Here is a 24,301-nt window from a genome sequence, read left to right on the forward strand (position 1 = left end):
AACAGCTATGAAAAAGAAACGGATGACAGATTCATCCGTTTCTTTTTCTATGGTAGGATAAATGAAATGATAGAACGTCCATATAGAGTACATGGATGTACAAAAGGAGAATGAATCAGGTGTTTGTCACAACATGCGGGAAAGCAAATCTGGAAGTCATCGACAAAGCACATCAAGCTGCAGAGACACTCGCGATATCTTATATCCCTAGAAAAAAAAGATCGATCCGTCATCATATGACGACACATAATCAAGATTGCTTAGTCATCGGGAAAGAGCGAATAGAACTTCATAGGCGAGAAGAAAATAGTGAGCCGTTCTTCTTTCATCCCAACTCTGCCTCATTTCGAATTAAACGGATCATGAGGGGGGAGAAAGATCCCTTAATAGAAGCGGCAGACCTTATAGAAGGGATGAGCTTTCTCGATTGTACTCTCGGTCTAGCTTCTGATAGTATTATTGCAAGCCATGCCGTTGGGGAAAAAGGGAAGGTAGTCGGATTTGAAGCGAATAAGTATATCTCGTACATCCTTCAAAATGGACTTCGAGATTGGATTTCTCCACTAGGTGAATTAAATAGTGCCATGAATCGAATAAACGTTATCAATGGAGAACTTAAGGAAGAGTTAAAGAAGATACCTGATGACGCATTTGATGTGGTTTACATAGATCCTATGTTCGAAGAGGCTATAACTGAATCACATGGAATCAATCCAATCCGACAATGGGCAAGCTATACAGGCATCACAAGAGAAGGAATAGAAGAAGCGAAGAGAGTGGCAAAAAAAAGGGTAGTATTAAAAGAACACTATCAATCCCCACTATTCAAAGAGATGGGCTTCGACGTGTTGAAAAGGCCTTCAGCCAAATTTCATTTCGGGGTCATTCAATTATAAATATCCTAATAAAAAAGACAGGCATCCTAAGCCTGTCTAATCATTTCAATTAAGTATTAATCAGTAAATCCTAGCACAATAAAATAACCCAATAGAAGTATGTATCCGATATTGATCATTATTCCAGTATCCATCTAGTTATCCTCCTTACAAAGTATCGTCATTAATATACTACCACATAAAGATTTTTATATCCTACAAAAAAATGAAACCTTTTTCACTTTTTATTCGTAGGAAGTAGTATAATAATAGACGTAATACATAGGAAAGGACGTTATCTATGTCAATCTGGCTAAGAAAATCGTTTTTTGTACTACTCTCCATCCTGACTTTTGGACTTGTTTCTCCATCACAAGCCTTTCTAAATGAAGAGAATCATGCCCTTGCCAAGAATAATGGCAAGCCTTCTTCGTCTGTGGAATCGACTTCAGAAGAAGTAAGGGAAGAAGAGTCTACCTTATCACGTGATGTTTTTATAGAAACCATGCTGGCACAAGCAGAGAAAAATGCATATGAAAAGTTTGGGACAAAGATTAAGCCCATCATCGAAGACGAATTCAAATCTTTAATCCTACCAAAAATTGAAAAAGCCATTGAGGATACAGCAGTTCAGTTTCCGGAAGAAAACCTATCGTCACTGACCATTTCAGAAGTCCCTCAATACGCCAAAACCGAAAAGATATTTCATATCTATGACGAACGTTCAGGGGAAGATGTCATTCGATTTCATGTGAGAAAAGATCATCCGCCCAAGGATGGCTACTATTTTAACTTTCATTACCACACAGTGCACGATCAATTTCAAACCCACCATGATTTAGGGAGCATTTACTGGGATAAAAATACCCCACCTCAATGGAGGAGCGTTTCCTGATTTAACACATAAAAAATAGTAAGCGAAGCAAGTACATGAACGAGCGTACTTGTTTTTTTGTGTATAACTTTGAACCCTAAAGTACAAGTGGCAGAGACCTCGTATGAAAATAAAAATAGTCGCGAAAGATTGAATTAAAGTTACCAACGACTGTTGATATTGGAAACAATCACTCCTAAAATCACGTCTATTATTATGATAAAATAGTAATTAAGGTCACACATCTTTCTCGGAGAAGAAAGGAGGGACACAATTTGAAACGAATATTCATCCTTCTTTCCATTTCGATTACGCTTCTCATAGTATGGACTCAAACGAAAGCTGACTACAGTGGTATCCTCTTAAAGCACTCACCTCTTAAAACAAACTTAACCCTTCAATCCAGAAATCAATTAGAAAATATGATCCTCTTGCCTGATTCAGCTTATGATAAGGAAGCGGCTATGGAAATGGTTAGTCGATTGGATCATATCCCGACGCAGCTCTTGGAGTCGGCAGAAAATCAGGATATAAAAATACGACTGTTTAAGAATAAATTAACCGATTTTTCTACCACAAGTCACTTGAAAGGAGTCACCCCAAGAGGGTACACTAATAAAAGCATTACTTGGGATGATGTTCCCGGAATTGGCGGCTCGAAGCTTGTATTGGTGAAAATCGGTCATAGTGAGAAAGGGATGGGGCACAATTCTTGTAACTTAGAACTACATGAACTTGCCCACAGCATTGATCGTTATGTGTTGACAGACTTTTCTTATGAACTTGAATTCTTGCCGGCATGGAAGCAAGAAGCCCCTAGAATATTCCCTGCTGAATCTTATTTCCTTCATTACAAAGAAGAATATTTTGCTGAAACATTCGCTATGTATTATTTGAATCATGAAACTAGAAATCTACTAAAGAAGAAGGCACCTGCAACATATCGATTTTTCAACGAACTATAAACTAATAAAAGGTGTGGTCAATGTGAAGCAATATTTAGACTTGTGCAAACATGTTCTGGAAAATGGGACAAAAAAGGAGGATCGAACGGGGACAGGTACAATCAGTACGTTCGGTTATCAAATGCGTTTTGATTTACAGGAGGGATTTCCACTCCTTACGACGAAAAAACTCCATTTAAAATCAATTGTCCACGAACTGCTGTGGTTTTTAAAAGGAGATACGAACATAGAATACCTGCAAGAAAACGGTGTCCGGATCTGGAATGAATGGGCTGATGAAAATGGTGAATTGGGTCCCGTATATGGTCACCAATGGAGATCATGGACTGGAGCGAATGGTGAAACCATTGACCAGATTACAAACCTTATCAACACAATCAAAAATAATCCCGATTCCAGAAGAATGATTGTTAGTGCTTGGAATGTGACAGATGTTGACCATATGGCGTTGCCTCCTTGTCATTGCTTATTTCAATTCTATGTAGCCGATGGGAAATTATCATGTCAGTTGTACCAGCGTTCTGCCGATGTATTTCTTGGCGTTCCTTTTAATATCGCATCATATGCTTTATTAACCATGATGGTGGCACAAGTGTGTGACTTAGAAGCAGGCGAGTTCGTCCATACATTTGGTGACGTGCATATTTATCAGAATCACCTTGATCAAGTGAATTTACAGCTTTCCAGAGATACTAAAGCTTTACCCAAGGTAACCATAAACCCTGAAGTAAAAGATATTTTCGGATTCAGCTTTGAAGATTTCGCTCTTGAAGATTATGAACCCCACCCTCATATTAAAGGTGTGGTGAGTGTATGATTTCATTTATATGGGCAATGGATCAGAATCAGTTAATCGGTAAAGAAAACGGGCTTCCTTGGAGGCTTCCTGAAGACCTGAAGTATTTTAAGAAAACAACGGATGGTCATGGCATGGTGATGGGAAGAAAGACATTCGATTCGATAGGAAAGCCGCTTCCAAATCGGGAAAATGTCATTCTTACCAAAAATACAAGTTTCCAACCAGAAGGGTGTCTTGTCCTCCATTCGGTAGATGACGTTCTGAATTGGGCGGAAGAAAGAGAGTCAGAAATCTTTATTATGGGTGGAAGAGAGATATACAAGCAATTTATCCCTCATGTCGATAAGCTTTACGTGACTGAAATCCATCATGAATTTGAAGGGGATACGACAATGCCTTCTATCCCATGGGAGAATTTCACTTGTATCTCTTCAATGAATGGAAAAAAAGATGAAAAAAATCCGTTCAACTATGAATTTAAGGTATATGTCCGTAAATAAACGCAAAAAAGGGTAAGGCCGGCAAATGAACGCAGGCCTTACCCTTTTCATCAATGAATCGACTATGTTCTAGACATAAAACAAAATACAAAAATACATAAAACTGCTTCCAGCCAATACAAATAGATGCCAGATCGCATGGTTGTAGGGCAGTTTATTCCAAACATAAAATATAGCACCGATGGAATACATGATCCCTCCTGTTAACAACAGAGCAAAGCCTTCACCTGTGAGACTAGCATACAGCGGCTTAATAGCAATAATCACGAGCCAGCCCATCACGAGGTAAAAAAGAGTGGATACCACCTGGTAGCGCTGAACAAAATAACACTTAAATACGATCCCAACGATGGCAAGTCCCCAGACGATCCCAAACAATGTCCATCCCAAGGCCCCCCTCACACTGACAAGCATGAACGGTGTATAGGTTCCTGCGATCAATACATAAATAGCCGAATGATCCAATATCGCAAAAAGATTTTTCACCTTCGAAGGCTTAAAGCTATGCAGCAGAGTAGAAAATAAGTAGAGTAGAATCATTGATGCACCGAAGATGGAGAAGCTTACCACATGCCAAGCTGATCCTTCATGAACGGCGAAAATGATTAACATCACCAAAGCGGGGATACTCAATATCAATCCGATTCCATGGGTAATAGCGTTCGCAACTTCTTCCTTCCAATTGGAAAAATCGAAATCATATGTCAAAGAAGTCTCATCCTTTCTCCGACCAACTCAAGTGGTCGCTTAAAGAGTTTTTAGAGTATATATTCATGATAATCCTCTTCCCGTGATTGTGCAATCATTAACATAGTAAAGGATTAAAGTGTGATTGAGATTAGCAAATGACTCTCTAATACTGTATATTGCTAAATAAAGAATCCATTATGAGGTGAAAGGTATGTGCGGTAGATTTTCCTTAACCACTCCTTTAGAGGAATTGGTTAAGCAATACTTAATTGATGAGTTCATCGAAGAATGGCAGCCTCGATACAATATTGCTCCCTCTCAGAAAGTACTCTCCCTTATTTCTCATAAAGGGAAGCGGAGGGCGGGAAGCATCAAATGGGGCCTTGTTCCTCATTGGGCTGATCGTAAGAAATGGAAACCGTTAATAAATGCCCGAAGTGAGACGCTGAAGGATAAAGCCAGCTTCAAATCTTTGATCCATTCAAAAAGGATGGTGATCTTTGCCGACGGCTTTTATGAGTGGAAGAAGGAGAATGCCGAAAAGATTCCTGTTCGTTTTCAATTAAGAGAAGAGCAGTCATTTGTATTTGCCGGTTTATGGGATCGAAACGGTGATACCCCTACGTCGACTATCCTCACAACAGAAGCCAATTCACTGGTGGGGCACGTTCATGAAAGAATGCCTGTCATGCTTACGAATCATGAGGATATTGAGAAGTGGCTCAACACGGAAGAGTATACATTTGATGAGGCCTCATCCGTATTAAAGCCGCTTCAGCAGGAACGTATGAAAGGATATCAAGTGTCTACTATTGTGAATGCTCTAAAGAATGATTCACCGGAGTGCTTTGTTCCTGTATCATAAAAAAATATTGAAAAAATATTCTCACATTTGTACGTTTTGACATTTTATGCAGCACTAAATGGGGTATAATAAGAGTATAAACGGGTGAAAAAGAGGATTGATACTTTGCTGACAAAAACCATCGAGTTCAAATCGAAGTATGGACAGAAGGTCAAAATCTTAGAAGTTCCTGTCATGAAGGAAGATAGCCCGCTCTATCTGAGGGTTAATCTTAGGCTGCACCAATTTATTAAAAGGATCGTCAATCAAAATGGGCCTAAGACCGCCTTCAGCTTTAGAGAGCATTTGAAGAGAACGACGAAATGGTCAGAGTATGAAGAAATTTATCAATCAAAAGAGTTAAAGAATAATGCATAAGTTACATGGGGAGCTGGTCCTTTGCGTAGAGGTTGCGTGGGACCGGTCCTTTTTATATGATTTCGTTTCAAGATTTGAGTTACTATATCCATTTCACTTAATGGACATAGGGACAATTGGTTAAATCCTGACTATCTATTTAAATCCTCGGCATTTAACGATATAATACTTATGATATGGGAGATAGGATGTGGCAAAATTGACCAAAATTTATATTGTAACAGACTCGACAGTGGATTTACCTGATGATGTTGTAAAAGAACTTGATATTCATGTAGTACCTTTATCGATCTCAATCGATGGAGAGACATACTTAGATAGAGTAGATCTTTCACCCTTAAGCTTTATTGAAAAAATGAAAGCTTCTAAGGAGTTACCAAAAAGTTCTCAACCACCAGCAGGGTCTTTTGTTGAACTTTATGATGAATTAGGAAAAGATGGTTCAAAAGTTTTATCCATACATATGACCGGTAATATGAGTGGCACGGTTCGTTCAGCTGAATCGGCCGCTGAAATGTCATCGGCTGATGTAACGGTTGTCGATTCACGGTTTATTTCCAAAGGTTTGGCTTTTCAAGTGATTGAAGCTGCAAAGCTTGCCAAAGAAGGAAAATCGTTAGAAGACATCCTTTCTGCAATTGAAACGATCCGTTCAAATACTAAATTATTTGTAGTGGTTGATACCCTTGAAAACCTTGTGAAAGGTGGAAGAATCGGAAAGGGCCGCGCAATGATAGGATCGTTATTGAACATTAAACCGATTGCGTCTTTAGAAGGTGCTGAATATACGCCTGTTGCAAAGGTGCGCAGCCATTCACAAGTGGTAAAGTACTTAACTTCTCAGTTTGTAGAAGATGTGAAGGGAAAAACGATTCGCGGGGTAGGTCTTGTTCATGCAGATGGACTGGGTCTGGCACAAAACCTTAAAGCAAAGATTATAGAGAAAACAGGATTCGACCAAATTGACATTGTTCCGACAACACCGATCATCAGTACACATACAGGCATCGGTGCCATCGGATTTATGTACTACACGGATTAAGCAAATGCAGAAAAGACGAAGAGGATGAAACTTTCCCCTTCGTCTTTTTTATGCTTTCATGAATTTAGGATGGCATTGGTGTTGGTGTCGGTTTTGCATATCCTTCTTTATATTGTTCATCAATATAATTTCTAATTTGTTTAATGGATTCACCATTTTTGTATTTCACGATGGATTCAGCTGCTATTTTCAAACATAGTTGACACCTTGTTCCGTGATCATCCCAAACAACTTTTTCACCTTTTAATTCGTAAACAAAACAGTTAAGATTACTCTCGTGATCAGCAGAATCTCCACAACCACAATAACAAGGAATATATTGCAGTAGCTCAGGATTTTTGGCGGCTGAAGTATAAATGAGCTTCATGTTGTCATCCTTGTCATTTAGAAATGACGGCAGCGAATCAACCGAATCCGTTTCTTCACGGAGATCCCCATTTGCTGCAGTATGATTATGTTTAGACTCTTCAGCTTGATCACTCGAACATCCGGATATAACTCCCAACAAACCTATTAAAAGCGTAAAATACAATAAGATATTTTTCATCAATACATTCACCTTTCCTGACAGTCATACATGTAGTTTACCATCTGGTTAGTACATTTTTCGTATAGATTTTTGTTGATTTTATGAATATTCTTGCGACCTCATAACAGGTTCAATCATATCATAGGTATATAATAGGTAAGTGAGGCTTGGTCCCATACAAGATGAAAAAAGGCTTCAGTCTTTCCAATTATATAGAATTCAGATGGAAGGAAGTGTCCTGACTTGTCTGAGAAAAAGAAAGTGTTGGTGTTTTCAGATTTTGGAATCGATGATATCGTAGCCGTTTTGTATGCTTACTATAGTGAAGAGATTGAAATTGTAGGCATTGTATCAGATTATGGAAATGTCTCAAGAAAAAGTGCGTTGAAAAACGTTCTATACCTTCAAAAATTAACCGGAATTACAGATATCCCCATCATAGGGGGAGCGGTATCTGCCTTGACCGGTTCCGAGCCTCAATTCTATCCTGAGGTTCATGGTCAAGCTGGTCTTGGACCAATTATTCCAGATGATATTGAATTTGACAGCTCTAAAATTAGTGAGAATTTCTATGAAATCAATCCACTTATTGAAAAATATGCCGGGGAATTATATATATACTCTGCGGGTCGATTGACATCTTTGGCCACAGCCTTTGTATTGTATCCTGAAACAATGAAAAAGGTGAAGGAATTTTATGTAATGGGTGGAGCTTTCCAAGTTCCGGGAAATGTCACCCCTACTGCAGAAGCGAATTTCTATGGGGATCCATATGCTGCCAATATCCTGATCCAGCTTGCACCAAAGCAAATCCACCTTATTCCATTAGATGTTACAATGTATGCTCTCATAACCCCAGTCATGCTTGATCACTTACATGAATTTTATGTAAACTCAAACGATAAGGTCGGGCAGATAATCAAGCCGATGGTGGACTACTATTATGAGTTTTACAAGAAAACATATCCGGATATAACAGGCAGCCCCCTTCATGATTTACTGGCTATCTGGGCACTTGCTGACGGTGAGAATATGGTGTTTGAGGAGGTCCCAATAAAGGTCGCGGTCAACACAGATTTTACCTTTGGCCAAAGCATCGGTGATTTCAGGCATTCAGTCGATAAAGCACCTTGGCCCATTCATAAGATAGCCCAACAATTCAATTATGGACAATTCATCTCTGAGGTATTTGCAACTTTGCAATCAGGTCCTAGTCGTTAGCAAAGAAGAGAACATATCCGGTTATATAAGTCGACCTGTAAGGTTTATTTATGTTTTACCACGAAGTAACCGTGATATAATAATAGGAAAGAGTAAGCGAGGTGACATACTTGAAGAAACTATCGATTCTCATGCTCGCTTTTGTTTTTTTACTGTCAGGATGTTCATTAGAAGATGCTGCTGATCATATCAAAAGGGAAGTATCCAATTGGGAGAAAGAGAACCCGAACGAAACGTTTATACCAAAGAATCTAAAGGTGGTATCCGTAGGAGATTCATTGACGCAGGGAGTTGGGGACAGTACGAAAAAGGGAGGTTATGTCCCTTATCTTGAAAACCAGCTTGAAACGTTGGATGGAGTGAAGGATGCTCAATTTCATAACTATGGCGTAAGGGGAAACCGTACAGATCAATTATTGAAAAAGCTGAAAAAGGCAGATGTGAAAGCGTCCATCCAAGATTCAGATTTAGTGATGATCACCATTGGTGGCAACGATGTGATGAAAATCTTTCGTGAGAATTTATCACATTTGGAGTTAGAAGTATTTCAGGGAGAGAAACGACAATATCAGCTTCGATTACAGGAAATTATCGAAACGGTCAGGAGTTACAACCCTGATGCTGGAATTGTTCTACTCGGGTTGTACAATCCATTTAACACTTGGTTTTCTGATATCGAAGAAGTCAATCAGGTGATTCATAATTGGAATGAAGCAAGCCAAGAGATACTGTCCGGTTATGACAAAACGTTATTCGTAAAAATTGAGGATTTATTTATTGATACTGGAGATACCCTGTTATATGATGATTATTTCCATCCAAACGATGAAGGGTACAAATTGATCGCAGATCGAATGTTTACAGACTTGGCAAACGGGGAAACATTAGCAACATTGACAGATACCACGATACCTGTCGAGGAAGAGGAGCGGCCGTCATGAAGAACAAATGGAAAGTCGGATTTTTTGTTCTTTTAGGTATGATTGTTGCGGGCTTAATCATCATTGTTTCAATGGTATTTATGCCAATTAAAGAAGATGCATTGCCTAAAAGTAGCAAAGGTTCCAATCAAGAAGTAGGGTTTAATGTAGAAACCAACAAAAAAGATTTAAACCTTATTATTGAACACTATATTAAAGAAGAAGGAATGCAGGGTCCAGTTGATTATGATGTTCAGCTAAAGGATGATGTTGAGTTAATGGGATCTGTCCCGGTCTTTACATCTAACCTTGACTTTAAGCTGGATTTTGAACCGAAAGCATTGGAAAATGGTGATATTCTCTTAAAACAGAAATCCATTTCAGTGGGTTCACTGAATCTACCGGTTTCATATGTCTTAAAAGTACTAAGGGATTCTTATCATTTCCCTGACTGGGTCAAAATTCAACCTAGTGATGAGTTAATATACGTTTCATTACAGGATATGAAATTGAAAAGTGATATTAAAGTACGAGCAAAAGAGTTTGATTTGGAAGAAGATAATATTTCTTTCAGATTGTTAGTACCTGTTGACCGTGCTCAATAAGAAAAAGGTGGCTTCCCGGTGAAGTCACCTTTTTTGTTTGATCCGAAGCTACTATACCACCGCTATCCTTTTAAAAGGATAGCCTCTAATTCTGGGGTACCATTCGCTAATCCTACAGCAACAATCGTATAGGCCTGATTTGGACTTAACTTTACATTCGGAATGCTCAAGACAGTGTTTTTACTTCCGGCAACTCGAGCCTCAAGATTCACCGTCATAGGAGTCAACCCAAGATACTCGGTAGATTGTTTAAAGGAAACTTTAGGGAATATTACATCTCCGCCTTTTACTGCAATATCGACTGCAGGTGCATCAGGGGAAAGATGGAGGAATTTTATCTTAGTCTCTCCGCTCGGCACAGTGGGATTATCAATGTAAGGAAGAAGCTGGGGTTTATTTAGTGTCCCTACCGCAGCGAAAGTATAAATCTTTCCTGGATCGATTTTTACTTTCTTACTAATGACCGTTGTCACACTGGTGCCGGCAGGGTATACATCAATATGGTACTTACCAGCAGGCAATGTTAAGTAATCACTCACATCTTTAAAGGCTACATCCCGTAAAACCCGGTTTCCATTTACATATACATCCACATTCGGAGCATCAGGTACTGCATGAAGCACACGGACATAGGATGGTTGTGTAGAAGTTGTCATATCTGCCCGCTGTGCCTGTAAAGCAAGTCTCATATATTTTAAATGCTTCTGATAGTAATGAATGTGCATAGTAGGATCAGTATATTTATAATAACCGGATAACAGGTCATACATCGCCGCTTTATTTAAATAATCATGTTGGCTCATCGGTATCTCTCCCTTAACTGTAATAACACAATAGAGTATGCCGAGGAGAAAAAATGGTGAAAGAACCTAGTTTTATAAAAATTCAGAAATATCCCTTGCAATAAAGAAGAAAATAATGGATAATGAACATACTAATTGAGAAAGTGAGTGATGTCTAATGAACTTATTATTGAATGGTATGAAAATGAACATCAATACGCATCAAAATGATTCTGCACGTCAACTCACTTTAAACGGGATAATGTAATTTTTTTTAGTCCTTTTAAACATGGAAAATCCGTTGACGTGTGGAATCACGCAACGGATTTTTATATTTTTGGGAGGAATTAAGTTGAAAAACAAAAACATAATGGTTGAAATGATGAACCACCTTGAAGAAGAAGGCTTCATATTAGGGAGAGTTGTGACGGAACATAGGGGCGCCTTTATGGTCATGACGAAAACGGGAGAGGTATTATGCAGAATCTCTGGGAGGCTCAGATTCCAGACCGTTCAGCGCGAAGACCTTCCTGCAGTGGGTGACTGGGTTCATTTAAGTGAAGAAGGCACAATCATTGAAAAAGTAATGCCTCGAACAAGTAAATTTTCCAGAAAAAAAGCGGGGATCGAAGCCGAAGAACAAATAATAGCGGCAAATATAGATACGGTATTTATTCTTTCATCATTAAACGATGATCTAAACAGTAACCGGATGGAGCGTTATGTACTTCTCTGTTGGGAAAGTGGCGCTAATCCTGTCATCGTCCTGACGAAATCCGATACATGTATGGATATAGAAGAGAAGAGACGAGAAGTGGAGAACACATTACTTGGAGTGAAAGTCATTGCTATAAGTGCTGTGAATCAAGAAGGCATAGAAGAATTACAACCCTATTTGGATAAAGGGAAAACTGTTGCCCTTGTCGGATCTTCAGGTGTTGGCAAATCGACGCTGACGAACATGCTCGTAGGGGAAAATGTCCAAAAGACGAAGGAAATAAGGGAATCCGATGATAAAGGCCGTCATACCACTACTCACAGAGAATTGTTTGTTTTAGATAATGGTGCCTCCATCATTGATACACCTGGTATGAGGGAAATTCAATTATGGCAAGGTCAAGAAGGCTTATCCACTCAATACAATGACATAGAGGAATTGTCCAATCAATGCCGTTTTACCGACTGTTCTCATGAGGATGAACCTGGTTGCCAAATTCGTGTAGCAATTCAAGGAGGAGCCCTTTCAGAGGAAAGATACGAGCATTATGTAAAACTTCAAAGGGAAATTGCTTATATGGAGAGAAGAGGGAATAAGCGATTAGAGTCCTTGGAACGAAAAAAGTGGAAGAACATAGGAAAGCAAAGAAAACTTAAATATTGAGACCAAAAGTGACTCCTTAAACGGGGGTCACTCTTTTTTGCCGGAGGAGGCTCAACTTACGCCCCCCCGCGGGAAAAGCGAGCGCTTCTCGTTGTAATTATTCACTCTTTACCGATTATGCATTGGCCCCGGGTGAGTACGACTATACTTCAAATTCATTTAGCCTTCTGTATACAAATCATTGAAGAAGCTAATTATTTTCCTTTAGATCATGAATGCGTTAAAATCTCTTACAAAGGGAATAGTGAATACTATGATATGGAAAGGATGATGAGCATGTCAGAGGCTATAAAGTATCATAAAGCCACGTTTGCAGGAGGGTGCTTTTGGTGCATGGTGAAACCATTTGATGAGCAGCCTGGAATTGGCAGTGTCACATCAGGTTACACAGGTGGACACGTCCCGAACCCAACGTATAAAGAAGTATGCTCAGAAACGACAGGACATTATGAGGCAGTGCAAATTGAATACGATCCATCTGTGTTCCCATACGAGAAATTAGTAGAGGTGTACTGGCAGCAAATTGACCCGACTGATGCAGGTGGTCAATTTTTTGACCGTGGACAATCATATACAACGGTTATTTTTTATCATGATAAAGAACAAAGAAGGGTAGCAGAAGAATCTAAGAAGAGACTTGAACAATCTGGGATTTTCAAAAAGCCAATTGCTACAGAAATAAAACCTGCGAAAGAATTTTATCCTGCAGAAGAGTATCATCAGGGTTATCACAAAAAGAACCCGGGTCATTATCAAAGGTATAGCAAAGGATCTGGAAGAGTGGCATTTATTGAAAATCATTGGGGGGAAAAGAAATGAGTAAAGACGATCTAAAGAAAAAGCTAACTCCTGAGCAATATGAGGTTACTCAGAATAATGGAACAGAACCAGCTTTTCGAAATGAGTATTGGAATACGTTCGATGAGGGTATTTATGTAGACATCGTTTCGGGCAAACCGCTCTTCAGTTCGAAGGACAAGTATGATGCAGGTTGTGGCTGGCCAAGCTTTTCTAAGCCTATAGATGAAGTTGAGGTTTCTGAGAAGGAAGATCGAAGTCACTTTATGGTACGGACAGAGGTAAGAAGTAAGGAAGCAGATTCCCACCTTGGCCACGTGTTCAACGATGGTCCTGGTCCCACAAAGCTTCGGTACTGTATCAATTCTGCCGCACTGCGGTTTATTCCTGTAGATAATTTGGAAGAAGAAGGATATGGAGAATACAAGAAATTATTTTAACCATTGAATTATTATGACTACATTCACATGTGTGAGTTTAAACTCCTCATGTTTACAATGAGGTACATATGTGTATATAAAAGATGATAGGAAGGTGAAAGATGATGTTGAAAAAGCTTTTTGGTAAAAAGGATGAAGTACCAAAAACGGTACATGCCGTTGCACCTCTAACAGGGACAGTGAAATCACTTGAAGATGTGCCAGATCCGGTATTCTCGCAAAAGATGATGGGAGATGGATTAGCCATTGATCCCACAGTAGGCAAAGTCGTTTCACCAGTGGACGGTGAAATAATGCAACTCTTCCCGACAAAGCACGCAGTTGGGATCAAAGCGAAAAATGGTGCTGAACTATTGATCCACATCGGGCTTGAAACCGTTTCAATGGATGGTGAAGGCTTCGTGGCCCATGTATCAGAGGGCTCAAAAGTAAGGATTGGAGACCCTTTGATCACGTATGACCTTGAACTTGTTAAAGAAAAAGCGAAAAGCACGATTACTCCAATCATCGTCACGAACGGTGATGACATGGCAGACCTGATTAAAAAAGAATTAACCTCTGTCACAGCAGGTCAGGATGAGATCTTAGAGATTTCAGCTAAATAATGAAACAGGAAACGACCGGCATAATAGGCCGGTCGTTTCCTGTTTGACGGATAATGGATTCATACCTCAGAGCAAAAAAAAACACTATAAGCTACATCCGCCTTCTGGTTGACTCGTTCCTGGAGTTTCCGATCAAATCATGTCCTTCCCTATTTATCACTCTTCGTCGTCATGCCACCTGATAATATAAATTTCATGGCTTCTTCTGATTTAATCTCTAAAATGTCAATATCTGATTTAGGAATCAAAAAAGTAATACCCGCTACCTGAAAGGTTTGAGGGATGTATACGGCCACATGTTCCTGAAGATCACTATGTAGATCAGTAAGATGCTCTGTTGTGATAAATCCGAGACATTTCAAAGTGGTGCCTGGCATGGTGACAAGGGCAACTTTAGAAAAGGATTTCTTTTCCCCCAGAAATGAGTGGATGGTGTCTTTAATCACCGAGTATATCGTTTTGACGAAAGGGATTCTGTGTAGAATGATATCGACTATTCGGATGATTGTTCCTGTGAAAACTTTAGTGGATAGAAAGCCAAGTAGGGTTAACAAAATGATGGTTGCTAGTAATCCGATACCAGGAATGTAGTTCTCATCTAAATAAGGTTTCAAAACATTCCCTAATAAACCATCTAAAAATAGGAACATTTTATATACAACGTACGTGACAAGGCCAATCGGGACAATGGTTAAGACTCCATTAATAAACGATTTAATAATCCATTTCATACTGTCAATTCTCCAATCTATACTAAAACCTATCTTTATTATATAGAAAGGGCTATTAACAGAAAAGGAAGACCTGAAAAATTTTATAGGCAAAAGCACAAACCATTTCTAGGTGTATGACATAACTTATAAGGTAAATAAATATTTTATGAGGAGTGATAGGTATGAACTATGGTTATGGTTGTGACCCATGTTATCAAGGTGGGTATGCTTATCCAGCTGCCGGTTGCAATAATTTTGCGTTGATTGTTGTGTTATTCATCCTGTTAATTATCATTGGAGCCGTTTGTTACTGCGGGAAATAATTCAAGGTGCACACCAAAAAGAGCTGTCATATAAGACAGCTCTTTTTGGCATTATATTTTAAAGCTAGATATTAATTCTTTTAGCTTTTCAGCTTGTTGTGAAAGCTCTGAAGCACTTGCAGTAACTTGTTCCATGGCAGCTGATCCTTCTTCTGATGCCGCTGCTGTGGTTTCAGTATTGGAAGCTGTTGCTTCAGCAATTTCATTCACATGAGCGAATGAAGTAGCCACTTCCTGACTTAGATTAAGGGTTTCTTGGATATGATCGACCATTTCATCCACGACAACCGTTGTTTTCGTTGTTTGGTTTAATATATCTTCAAGGGAAGAATTTGTTTCATTCGTGATTTCGACCCCTGCAATAACCTCTTTCACACCATCAGAGTTTTGTTTAATGATGATATTTACTTCTTCTTGAATACTGTGAACAATTTCGGTTACTCCCTTAGCAGCTTGTCGGGATTGTTCAGCAAGCTTCCTGACTTCATCCGCAACGACAGCAAATCCTCTGCCATGCTCACCGGCACGGGCTGCTTCAATAGCAGCATTCAATGCAAGCAGGTTCGTTTGTTCTGCAATGTCAGTGATTGTACCAATAATCGTTGTAATCTGTGAGGAACGGTGTCCAAGCGCCTCAACGGTTTCACTCGTATTTGACATGGTCTCTTCAATATTCATCATTTTTTGAGATGAGGCTTGGACCGTATTCCCGCCTTTTTCTGCAACGACCCTCATATCCCTTGCGGTTTGTCTAACAAGTTCCGCTTGATGGAATAAAAAGCGGGCTGCTTCTTCCAGACTATTCATTTTTTCCAATGAAGAGGACATACGGTGTGTTGTTTGATCACTTCCGGCTGCAATTTCACTGGACGTCTCAGCAATAGAGGTAATCGTTCGAGATGTTTCTTCTGCAGAAGCCAGAAGCTGCTGACTGCTAGCTGATACGTTTTCCGCCATTTCAGAAACCTGCTTTACAAGGATGGCGATACCTGCAATAAGCTGGTTCGTATCGGATGCAAGGTCTGCTAACTCATCCTTGGATTTCACATGGATACGTTTCGTTAAATCTCCGCCTGCATTGGCTATTTCCAGAATAGAACGACTGATCTTCTTGGTGTTTGTTTTAATCGTATGAGATAAAATAATTCCGAAGAAAATCGCTAAAAGAACGGCAAATGCGGATAAACCTATCGTGACGAGTTTAGACATGTACACTTGTTGAGTAAGGGAGTCGATTCGATTGTTCAAATCTTTTTGCTGGTCGACTACAATCATCTCTACATAGGAACGGATGCCGTCCAGATACTTCTTACCAGTACCTGATTCAACAAGTGTAGCAGCCTGCTCCAGTCCCTTATCCTTCCTAGTATCTATCACTCGATCAACAAATTGAATCCAAAACCCATATTGTGCTTCTATTTTATCCAATTTGTCAAGCTGTTCCTGATCACCCTTTAAGAGTTTATTCAAGTCTTCTAAATGACCTTCAACTTCACCTTTACCATTTTGATAAGGTGCAAGAAAACCTGTGGCTCCTGTAATGACAAAGCCTTGCTCTCCTAATTCAATTTCATTTAAAACCTTTGAAAGATCCTTGACTTTCGTATCAACCTGCATGTCATAAGTAATTAGCGTGTTGATCTCTTTTTCCAACTTCATCATATTGAAGTAAGAAGTAGAGGCGAGAACTAGTAGAACGATCGTCAATAAGCCGAATGAAAGAACCACTTTTCCTCGTATGGTACGAAAATAAGAGAAGATCCCTAGGGAATTTTTAGAACCTGTTTTCTTCACTTTCTTTTTTGGTGCTTTTTTTAGTATTTTTTCTCTAGTCTTTTTCACCGTTTCCCCCTCCTGAAGATAAGCAAAAAGTAGCATCATAGGATGAACTTACCATTATTTTATACATATCGACCTAATTTATCTAGTCAATTCGTAAACTTTTTGTCGAATTATTGAAAATGTTAGTAAATTTCAAACAGTAAGCTATGAGCAATATTTAATGATTTGTCCTTTTTTCGAAAATGAGAGAAAGATTCTGCTTTTTAAACATATGAATAATGGTAGGGAAATCTTTATGAGCAACTAGATGAGCGAATCGAAAGAGAGTACGAATCTGATTCTTTCAGGAGGGGAACTATGCCTCATTCGCATTTAATAAAGCCATTGATAGGGGAACATTATCCGACGATTGATTATGGGAAGGGTGTTTATTTATATGACACCGAAGGACGAGAATATATTGATGCTTGTTCGGGAGCGGTAACAGCAAATTTGGGACATGGTATGGAAGAGATTCTTCAGTCGATTGTCAATCAGGGAAACAAAGTGGCTTTCGTATATCGTTCTCAGTTTAGTAATCAACCTGCGGAAGAATTAGCGACCTTTCTTAATGAGAAAACAGGCTATCCTTGGACCTTCTTCGTCAATAGTGGTTCAGAAGCCGTCGAAACGGCCATTAAGATCGCGATCCAACATTGGCAGGAACAAGGGAAACCGATGAAAAGAAAAATATTATCAAGGTGGCTCAGCTACCATGGAATTACTTTCGGAGCATTGTCGGCTTCAGGTCATCCCTCAAGAAGGGAACGATTCGATTCATTTTTAGGGGATTGGCCAACTATCGAACCTCCCTATTGCCTACAATGTCCGTTTGGGAAAACCTATCCATCCTGTCATATTGCCTGTGCTTCCCAGTTGGAAATTATGATTAGTAGAATAGGTGCAGATAATATTGCTGCGTTTATTGCAGAACCGATTATTGGAGCAGCCGGCGGGGCCATCACACCTCCGAAGGGATATTATGAACGGATTAAGTCAATTTGTGAAGAAAATGATGTTTTGTTCATTTCAGACGAAGTGATGACTGGGTGTGGGCGAACAGGAACCTTTTTAGCTTTGGATCAGTGGGGCGTAAAAGCAGATATCGTGGCTATTGGCAAAGGGCTCAGTGCAGGATATGCACCGATAGCTGCCACCCTCATCTCAGAGAAGATTATGGATCCAATCATAAACGGCAGTAAAGTAATCATGAGCGGGCATACATTTAGTGGAAACCCATTGTCAGCAACCGCGGCATTAGCTGTTTTAAAGCTGATTGATTCGGAAAAGATCGTTGAGGGCGTCGATCAAAAAGGGACCTATTTGAAAAATTTATTAAGTAAACTAAAAAATGAATTTCCCTTTATTTATGATATAAGAGGAAAAGGCTTGATGCTTGGCATCGAATTTGATGAACGTGGCCCTCGATTTACATCCAGTGTTGTTCAGGCAGGGGTAGACAATGGCGTATTATTATATCCTGCAGCAGCCGGGATTGACGGAAGAAGGGGATCCGCTATTATGGTCGCTCCTCCATTGAACAGTTCAAAAAGAGAGCTTGAGGAGATGTACAAAAGACTTAGAAAAACCTTTCAAGTGGTATTTGAAAGTTGGAAGGAGACCTGACTATGTCCAGTCATCACAATAAAATGAGTAGCTATGATGAGATAGTTCATTTTTTTCATGATGAAATGACCATGATGTTTGGTGGGTTTGGAGGAGTCGGGTCGCCTCCGACCATTCTAAACCATTTATTGGAGTGGGGGATAAAGGATCTCACGATCATCGGAAATGATACAGGATTCCCACATATAGGGATTGGTCAATTAGTAGCCCAAAACCGAGTCAAGAAAGTTATTGCTTCTCATATCGGTTCCAATCCGATTGCAGGACGCTTAATGAGTGAAGGAAAGCTCGAAGTTGAGTTTTCCCCACAGGGAATATTAGCAGAACGAATTCGGGCCGGTGGGGTCGGGTTGAAAGGAATCGTATCGGAAATTGGAGTCGGTGATCCTTATTTAAATAAAGGAAAAGCCACCTTTGAGTTTGGGGGAGACCGTTATTTATTTGAATCAGCTTTAGTTGCTGAAGTCGGGATTGTGTATGCCAAAATAGCAGATACCTTTGGGAATCTTCTTTATGATAAGAGTGCAAGGAATACGAATCCCCTTGTAGCGATGGCCTCGAATATAACAATCGTCGAGGCGGAAGAAATTGTTGAATTTGGTGAATTGAATCCTGAAGAAATTGTCACGTCAGGTGTGTTTGTAGATCATATAGTGTTGTCTAAAGGAGTCGACTGGAAATGGGCCTGGGAAACGAATTGAAGGAAAAGCTTGCAAAACGTGCGGCTATGGAAGTGAAGGAAAATATGATTGTGAATTTAGGGATTGGGATACCATCACTCGTTCCGAACCATCTTCCTTCAGGGTTTCCAGTTGTTTTTCACTCTGAAAATGGAATTATCGGGGTTGGTCCTGAACCCTGTGTTGGTCAGGAGGATGAACATTTATGTAACGCTGGAGGGTTTCCAGTTTCATTAATGAAAGGTGGTTGCTATACGGATAGCTCCATCGCATTTGCCATGATACGCAGGGGCAAGATCGATTTAACGATCCTGGGGTCCCTGCAGGTAAGTGAAAAAGGAGATCTTGCAAATTGGATCATTCCGGGCAAGAAGGTACCTGGAATGGGAGGAGCAACAGAACTTGCTTCAAAAGCCAAAAAAGTCATTGTGCTCATGACCCATTTAGACAAAAATGGGGGAAGTAAAATCGTTCAGGAATGTACGTTGCCAATCACTGCAAGTTCCTGTGTGTCCATGATTATCACAGATCGAGCTGTCTTCACCGTTGTGAATGAACAATTATTATTGAAAGAAGTCTTTACACCATACACGCTAAAAGACATAGAGGAGACGACAGACGCTAGATACAGCTTGAGCCCTCAGGTAAAATATATTGGGTAAAAGGAGGAAGAAAAGTGGAAACTCAGCGTCTCATCAAGGAATTAATCGAAGAAAAAAAGAAAAATATTGAAAAGCTCCTGCAGCGGCTGGTTCAAGAGGATAGTGTCCGAGGAAATGAATCAAGGGCACAGGCGATTATCATAGAAAAATGCAGAAAACTTGGCCTAGAGTTGGATATATGGGAAATTAACGAGAGCGATGTGGACCATCATCCCTTTTACCGTTGTGACCGAAAGAGCTTTAAAGGAAATCCGAATGTAGTGGGTGTACTGAAAGGAACCGGTGGGGGGAAAAGCCTTCTATTGAATGGACATATTGATGTCGTTCCTGAAGGTGACAGAAATGTTTGGTCCCACGACCCCTATGGTGGAGCAATCGAAAATGGAAAGCTTTACGGGCGTGGAGCGACTGATATGAAAGGTGGTTCAGTCGCTCTGCTTCTTGCCATCGAAATCGTGAAGGAGTTAAATATCCAGTTAAAAGGTGATGTCATTTTTCAAAGTGTAATAGAGGAGGAGAGCGGCGGGACTGGAACCTTAGCCGCTTTACTAAGAGGATATAGAGCGGATGCTGCCATCATTCCCGAGCCTACGAATATGAAAATTTTCCCCAAACAACAGGGATCTATGTGGTTTCGTCTTAGGGTAAAGGGGAAGTCTGCACATGGGGGAACCAGGTATGAAGGGGTGAATGCCATCGATAAAGCGTTCAAGGTCATACAGGCACTCAAGCTCTTGGAGAAGGAACGAAACGCTAAGGTAGCGGATCCTTTATATAGAAATATTCCGATTCCACTACCTATTAATATTGGGCGTTTGGAAAGCGGGAAATGGCCATCATCCGTCCCGGATGTGGCTGTCATTGAGGGGAGAGTGGGGGTCGGCCCATGGGAAACCCTTCAGGCTGTAGAAGATGAATTTGTCAAGACCATAGAGGATCTGAAGACAATCGATTCCTGGTTCGGGCATCACCCTGTGGAGGTGGAGTGGTTCGGTGGCAGGTGGCAGCCTGGTAATCTACCAAGTGACCATATTTTAGTGGAGAGCCTATCACATTATGCCAGAAAGGTCATGCAAACCAGTCCGGTCATCGAAGCCTCCCCATGGGGTACCGATGGAGGGATACTCTCTCAAGGAGGCAATATTCCGGTTGTTGTATTTGGACCGGGGACGACTGAAGTGGCTCATGATGCAAATGAATACATCGAATTGGATAAAATCTATCAAACGGCGGAAATTCTGTCCTTATTTATGATTGATTGGTGTAATGAACAGTCATAATATTCGGGAATAATGGGTAAAGGAGAAGTAGGCTACTATTAACAGCACTTCAACAGAAAAAAGAACATCTCAAAGTAATGTCTAATGTAATACACGCTTTCGTCAATGTACTATGCCTTATCATCTTTAGAAGGAACAACTCACAAGAACGACAGTGGTTGTTCTTTTTTATGATTGTTTGTTTCATAACTTCCCGTTTCACTTCATATGTTTGTTAAAAAGGGGCTAATAAGAATGCAAACATACGAATATATCAAACAACCAAAGGTAGAAGCTGCCATATATAAAGATGGTTACAATCGTCGATTGCGTGTAGATGAGTTTAGGGGGAATGCAGGCCGTCTATGGGAGTATGTAAACAAAGAAGTTGAATCCAATCAATTTGAAAAAGTTATTGTTAAGGCAAGAGCAGGTCAATATTCCTTTTTTGTTGAAAAAGGATTCATGTTGGAGGGGGGAGTAAACGGTTACTTTAATGGAGATAAAGCCTTTTTTATGAGTAAGTTTTTGACGAATGATAGACGGAATAGTTCTCATTGGCGAGAAGAGGATGACATTCTTCAGCAGGTTCAAGAGCTTGAACGGCAAGAAATCTCATACTCTGATTCGATTTCGGTCGCTAACACGTCACAAGCAGAACGATTGGCCGATCTTTATCAGGAAGTATTTAAGCTCTATCCTGTACCTTTGCACAACCCTGACTATGTGAAAGAGTCAATGAAAAGTGGGACAATCTTTGTGTACATGGAAGAGGGAGGTCGTATTATCAGTGCAGCTTCTGCAGAGATATCATCAGTTTACAAGAATGCTGAACTAACCGATTGTGCTACCCGTTCCTCTTATCGAAAAGGAGGAAATATGAAGCATCTCCTAAGGAAACTAGAAAGTGAATTATTGAATCGTGATATCTTCTGTGCCTATACGATTGCAAGATCCCTTTCGTTTGGTATGAATGCCGCTTTCCATCAGCTTGGTTACAGCTACGGCGGGAGACTTGCAAACAACTGCATCATCTTTGACAAAATGGAAGATATGAACATATGGGAGAAAGATTTAAGTGATGTGTAGCGGGGGTAAAACCGATTGGCACGATCATTCATAGGCTGATGTAGAGTTCAATTATTGGTGGAAAGATACTTTTTGAAAGTTGGTGGTGTAGATGAAAATGAATCTCTATAAACCAAAAAGGGATTGGAAAGAAATTGAGCTTTGGAAAGACGTGACGGATGAGCAATGGAACAACTGGTTATGGCAGCTTACAAATACGATCAGAACCCTTGATGACTTGAAGAAAGTGGTGAATCTGACAAAGGAAGAAGAAGAAGGTGTGAAGATTTCTACCAAAACCATTCCACTGAATATTACCCCTTACTATGCTTGGTTGATGAATGAAGATGATCACCGTTGTCCGATTCGGATGCAATCTGTCCCAATAGGACAGGAAATTAATAAGACTAAATTTGATCTGGAGGACCCCTTACATGAGGATGAAGATTCCCCAGTTCCTGGATTGACACACAGATACCCGGACAGAGTGTTATTTCTTGTAACCAATCAGTGCTCCATGTACTGCCGTTATTGTACGAGAAGAAGATTTTCAGGGCAAATTGGTATGGGTGTACCAAAGAAACAGTTAGATGCGGCGATAGAATATATTAAGGACACCCCTACAGTAAGAGACGTATTGCTTTCAGGTGGAGATGGTCTATTAATTAATGATCAGATCCTTGAGTATATCCTGAAGAACTTACGTGCGATTCCCCATGTGGAAATCATTCGGATCGGAACAAGGGCACCTGTCGTGTTTCCACAGAGGATTACAGAAAATCTATGTAACATCTTAAAAAAATACCATCCTGTTTGGTTGAATACTCACTTTAATACATCGATTGAAATTACGGAAGAGTCCAAAAAAGCGTGTGAAATGCTCGTGGATGCTGGAGTTCCTGTTGGAAATCAAGCGGTTATCCTCGCAGGTATCAATGACAGTGTCCCAATCATGAAGAAGCTTATGCACGATCTCGTTAAGATCCGCGTTCGTCCGTACTATATTTATCAATGTGATTTATCTGAAGGAATCGGTCATTTCAGGGCTCCGGTTTCAAAAGGGCTGGAAATTATCGAAGGGCTACGGGGGCACACATCTGGTTACGCAGTCCCTACCTTTGTTCTGGATGCACCTGGGGGTGGAGGGAAAATTTCCCTTCAACCTAATTACCTCATCTCTCAAAGTGCTTCAAAAGTAGTTGTGCGTAATTTCGAAGGTGTCATTTCCACCTATCCAGAACCTGAAGACTATGTTGCCGGAAGGGCAGACGATTACTTTAAAGCAGTTTATCACGATGAGGAAATTAACGAACCTACTATTGGAATTGCAGGATTAATGAATCAAACTCATTCTTCTCTGACACCTAATGGACTTAATCGATTAGAGCGTCGAAAGGAATACCAGGAGAATCCAGAACATAATTCACTTAAAGACTTCAGGGGGAAGAGGGATCAGCTTAAAGAAAAGAAGCATAAAGCAATGCTCCAAAAAATGAATCAGGATAAAAATGATGATAAGGAAGAAATCAACAATGGATCATAACCAGTTGAAAGTTTGTGTTTGGTGTGAAGAAAAGACGGCTCATGATGATACCTCGAGCGTGTATTGGGAACTTCCTGACGGCACACGTGCCATTCAAATCGTGCATGTTCCGAGCATGAGCTGCAGTCATTGTGGGATGGAGTACCAGGAAGAAGAAGTCATCAATGAAATCGAAGACCAACTGATGCTGATTGATATAAGAGCGATTCAAAAAATGATCGAATATAACGAGTTGATGGCCATTCCCCGATTATTAAAAAAGAATTATTTCCGATATTAAAATTAACTAGGAGAAAACTGCCTTGTATTCGGGCTTTCGAATATAATCCCTTTACGAATTCATCTTCTTCCGCTATCC

The 24,301-nt window shown here is 40.1% G+C and carries 28 protein-coding genes; 23 read left to right on the forward strand and 5 right to left on the reverse strand.

Features of this window, described 5'->3' with window-relative positions:
• The first annotated feature begins 119 nt into the window (after positions 1 to 119).
• The 5 genes from FGG79_RS01440 (at position 120) to FGG79_RS01460 (ending at position 4,013) form a co-directional block, all read left to right on the forward strand.
• Complete coding sequence (locus FGG79_RS01440; RefSeq protein WP_138775914.1) at positions 120 to 896, forward strand: class I SAM-dependent methyltransferase; 777 nt, start codon at positions 120 to 122, stop codon at positions 894 to 896.
• 280 nt (positions 897 to 1,176) lie between these two features.
• Positions 1,177 to 1,770, forward strand: a complete 594-nt coding sequence (locus FGG79_RS01445; RefSeq protein WP_138775916.1) for a YpjP family protein — start codon at positions 1,177 to 1,179, stop codon at positions 1,768 to 1,770.
• A 254-nt stretch (positions 1,771 to 2,024) separates the two neighbouring features.
• Complete coding sequence (locus FGG79_RS01450) at positions 2,025 to 2,714, forward strand: anthrax toxin lethal factor-related metalloendopeptidase (protein WP_138775918.1); 690 nt, start codon at positions 2,025 to 2,027, stop codon at positions 2,712 to 2,714.
• A gap of 22 nt (positions 2,715 to 2,736) precedes the next feature.
• Positions 2,737 to 3,531 carry a thymidylate synthase gene (locus FGG79_RS01455; RefSeq protein ID WP_138775920.1) on the forward strand — a complete coding sequence of 265 codons (795 nt, stop codon included), beginning with the start codon at positions 2,737 to 2,739 and terminating at the stop codon, positions 3,529 to 3,531.
• Positions 3,528 to 4,013: a dihydrofolate reductase gene (locus FGG79_RS01460; RefSeq protein WP_138775921.1), complete on the forward strand. Its 486-nt coding sequence runs from the start codon at positions 3,528 to 3,530 to the stop codon at positions 4,011 to 4,013. The genes FGG79_RS01455 and FGG79_RS01460 overlap by 4 nt, the downstream gene beginning before the upstream one ends.
• 69 nt (positions 4,014 to 4,082) lie before the next feature.
• Here the strand turns inward: FGG79_RS01460 and trhA are convergent, their stop codons facing one another.
• Entirely contained in the window at positions 4,083 to 4,721 is a 639-nt protein-coding gene (gene trhA / locus FGG79_RS01465; protein WP_138775923.1) for a PAQR family membrane homeostasis protein TrhA, read from the reverse strand.
• A 193-nt stretch (positions 4,722 to 4,914) separates the two neighbouring features.
• On the opposite strand from trhA, the gene FGG79_RS01470 reads away from it, so the two are divergent.
• From FGG79_RS01470 to FGG79_RS01480, 3 genes are all read left to right on the forward strand, one after another.
• A complete protein-coding gene (locus FGG79_RS01470; RefSeq protein WP_138775925.1) occupies positions 4,915 to 5,568 on the forward strand; it encodes an SOS response-associated peptidase in 654 nt (217 codons plus the stop codon).
• 84 nt (positions 5,569 to 5,652) lie between these two features.
• Positions 5,653 to 5,925: a DUF2535 family protein gene (locus FGG79_RS01475; RefSeq protein WP_240794172.1), complete on the forward strand. Its 273-nt coding sequence runs from the start codon at positions 5,653 to 5,655 to the stop codon at positions 5,923 to 5,925.
• A gap of 199 nt (positions 5,926 to 6,124) precedes the next feature.
• Positions 6,125 to 6,967, forward strand: a complete 843-nt coding sequence (locus FGG79_RS01480) for a DegV family protein (RefSeq protein ID WP_138775927.1) — start codon at positions 6,125 to 6,127, stop codon at positions 6,965 to 6,967.
• Positions 6,968 to 7,031: 64 nt separating this feature from the next.
• Here FGG79_RS01480 and FGG79_RS01485 read toward each other — a convergent pair whose 3' ends face one another.
• Positions 7,032 to 7,514: a PCYCGC motif-containing (lipo)protein gene (locus tag FGG79_RS01485; protein WP_138775929.1), complete on the reverse strand. Its 483-nt coding sequence runs from the start codon at positions 7,512 to 7,514 to the stop codon at positions 7,032 to 7,034.
• A 225-nt stretch (positions 7,515 to 7,739) separates the two neighbouring features.
• Here FGG79_RS01485 and FGG79_RS01490 point away from each other — a divergent pair, with 225 nt between their 5' ends.
• The 3 genes from FGG79_RS01490 (at position 7,740) to FGG79_RS01500 (ending at position 10,242) form a co-directional block, all read left to right on the forward strand.
• The gene (locus tag FGG79_RS01490) at positions 7,740 to 8,717 is read left to right on the forward strand and encodes a nucleoside hydrolase (protein WP_138775931.1); all 978 of its coding nucleotides are present in this window, start codon (positions 7,740 to 7,742) and stop codon (positions 8,715 to 8,717) included.
• A gap of 110 nt (positions 8,718 to 8,827) precedes the next feature.
• Positions 8,828 to 9,658, forward strand: coding sequence for an SGNH/GDSL hydrolase family protein (locus FGG79_RS01495; RefSeq protein ID WP_240794173.1), 831 nt, complete (start codon positions 8,828 to 8,830; stop codon positions 9,656 to 9,658).
• The gene (locus FGG79_RS01500) at positions 9,655 to 10,242 is read left to right on the forward strand and encodes a YpmS family protein (RefSeq protein ID WP_138775933.1); all 588 of its coding nucleotides are present in this window, start codon (positions 9,655 to 9,657) and stop codon (positions 10,240 to 10,242) included. Before FGG79_RS01495 ends, FGG79_RS01500 begins: the two co-directional genes overlap by 4 nt.
• 62 nt (positions 10,243 to 10,304) lie before the next feature.
• Here the strand turns inward: FGG79_RS01500 and FGG79_RS01505 are convergent, their stop codons facing one another.
• On the reverse strand, positions 10,305 to 11,045 hold the full coding sequence (locus FGG79_RS01505; RefSeq protein ID WP_138775935.1) for a DUF4397 domain-containing protein: 741 nt from the start codon (positions 11,043 to 11,045) through the stop codon (positions 10,305 to 10,307).
• Between the two features lie 331 nt (positions 11,046 to 11,376).
• Here FGG79_RS01505 and rsgA point away from each other — a divergent pair, with 331 nt between their 5' ends.
• From rsgA to FGG79_RS01525, 4 genes are all read left to right on the forward strand, one after another.
• Entirely contained in the window at positions 11,377 to 12,405 is a 1,029-nt protein-coding gene (rsgA, locus tag FGG79_RS01510) for a ribosome small subunit-dependent GTPase A (RefSeq protein ID WP_240794174.1), read from the forward strand.
• Between the two features lie 276 nt (positions 12,406 to 12,681).
• The gene (gene msrA, locus FGG79_RS01515; protein ID WP_138775937.1) at positions 12,682 to 13,224 is read left to right on the forward strand and encodes a peptide-methionine (S)-S-oxide reductase MsrA; all 543 of its coding nucleotides are present in this window, start codon (positions 12,682 to 12,684) and stop codon (positions 13,222 to 13,224) included.
• Positions 13,221 to 13,643 (forward strand): peptide-methionine (R)-S-oxide reductase MsrB, encoded by a 423-nt coding sequence (msrB, locus tag FGG79_RS01520; protein WP_138775939.1) that lies wholly within the window; start codon positions 13,221 to 13,223, stop codon positions 13,641 to 13,643. The genes msrA and msrB overlap by 4 nt, the downstream gene beginning before the upstream one ends.
• A 104-nt stretch (positions 13,644 to 13,747) precedes the next feature.
• Positions 13,748 to 14,248, forward strand: a complete 501-nt coding sequence (locus tag FGG79_RS01525; protein ID WP_138775942.1) for a PTS sugar transporter subunit IIA — start codon at positions 13,748 to 13,750, stop codon at positions 14,246 to 14,248.
• 149 nt (positions 14,249 to 14,397) lie between these two features.
• Here FGG79_RS01525 and FGG79_RS01530 read toward each other — a convergent pair whose 3' ends face one another.
• Positions 14,398 to 14,979, reverse strand: coding sequence for a DUF502 domain-containing protein (locus FGG79_RS01530; protein ID WP_138775944.1), 582 nt, complete (start codon positions 14,977 to 14,979; stop codon positions 14,398 to 14,400).
• A gap of 164 nt (positions 14,980 to 15,143) precedes the next feature.
• Between FGG79_RS01530 and FGG79_RS01535 the strand changes: the two genes are divergently transcribed.
• Positions 15,144 to 15,284 (forward strand): YjcZ family sporulation protein, encoded by a 141-nt coding sequence (locus FGG79_RS01535; RefSeq protein ID WP_138775946.1) that lies wholly within the window; start codon positions 15,144 to 15,146, stop codon positions 15,282 to 15,284.
• 51 nt (positions 15,285 to 15,335) lie between these two features.
• Here FGG79_RS01535 and FGG79_RS01540 read toward each other — a convergent pair whose 3' ends face one another.
• Entirely contained in the window at positions 15,336 to 17,126 is a 1,791-nt protein-coding gene (locus FGG79_RS01540) for a methyl-accepting chemotaxis protein (RefSeq protein WP_171050741.1), read from the reverse strand.
• 297 nt (positions 17,127 to 17,423) lie between these two features.
• On the opposite strand from FGG79_RS01540, the gene FGG79_RS01545 reads away from it, so the two are divergent.
• The 7 genes from FGG79_RS01545 (at position 17,424) to FGG79_RS01575 (ending at position 24,223) form a co-directional block, all read left to right on the forward strand.
• Positions 17,424 to 18,731, forward strand: coding sequence for an aspartate aminotransferase family protein (locus tag FGG79_RS01545; RefSeq protein ID WP_138775949.1), 1,308 nt, complete (start codon positions 17,424 to 17,426; stop codon positions 18,729 to 18,731).
• Between the two features lie 2 nt (positions 18,732 to 18,733).
• Positions 18,734 to 19,432, forward strand: coding sequence for a 3-oxoacid CoA-transferase subunit A (locus FGG79_RS01550; protein WP_138775951.1), 699 nt, complete (start codon positions 18,734 to 18,736; stop codon positions 19,430 to 19,432).
• Positions 19,411 to 20,073, forward strand: a complete 663-nt coding sequence (locus tag FGG79_RS01555; RefSeq protein ID WP_138775953.1) for a 3-oxoacid CoA-transferase subunit B — start codon at positions 19,411 to 19,413, stop codon at positions 20,071 to 20,073. Before FGG79_RS01550 ends, FGG79_RS01555 begins: the two co-directional genes overlap by 22 nt.
• 14 nt (positions 20,074 to 20,087) lie before the next feature.
• Complete coding sequence (locus tag FGG79_RS01560; RefSeq protein ID WP_138775955.1) at positions 20,088 to 21,353, forward strand: peptidase; 1,266 nt, start codon at positions 20,088 to 20,090, stop codon at positions 21,351 to 21,353.
• A gap of 234 nt (positions 21,354 to 21,587) precedes the next feature.
• Positions 21,588 to 22,421: a putative beta-lysine N-acetyltransferase gene (gene ablB / locus FGG79_RS01565; protein ID WP_138775957.1), complete on the forward strand. Its 834-nt coding sequence runs from the start codon at positions 21,588 to 21,590 to the stop codon at positions 22,419 to 22,421.
• A 91-nt stretch (positions 22,422 to 22,512) separates the two neighbouring features.
• Positions 22,513 to 23,943, forward strand: a complete 1,431-nt coding sequence (kamA, locus tag FGG79_RS01570; RefSeq protein WP_138775959.1) for a lysine 2,3-aminomutase — start codon at positions 22,513 to 22,515, stop codon at positions 23,941 to 23,943.
• Positions 23,933 to 24,223, forward strand: a complete 291-nt coding sequence (locus FGG79_RS01575; RefSeq protein ID WP_138775961.1) for a YokU family protein — start codon at positions 23,933 to 23,935, stop codon at positions 24,221 to 24,223. Before kamA ends, FGG79_RS01575 begins: the two co-directional genes overlap by 11 nt.
• Positions 24,224 to 24,301: the final 78 nt, after the last annotated feature.

It is taken from the genome of Bacillus sp. BHET2 (assembly GCF_005938125.1).
Lineage (GTDB): Bacteria > Bacillota > Bacilli > Bacillales > Bacillaceae_B > Rossellomorea.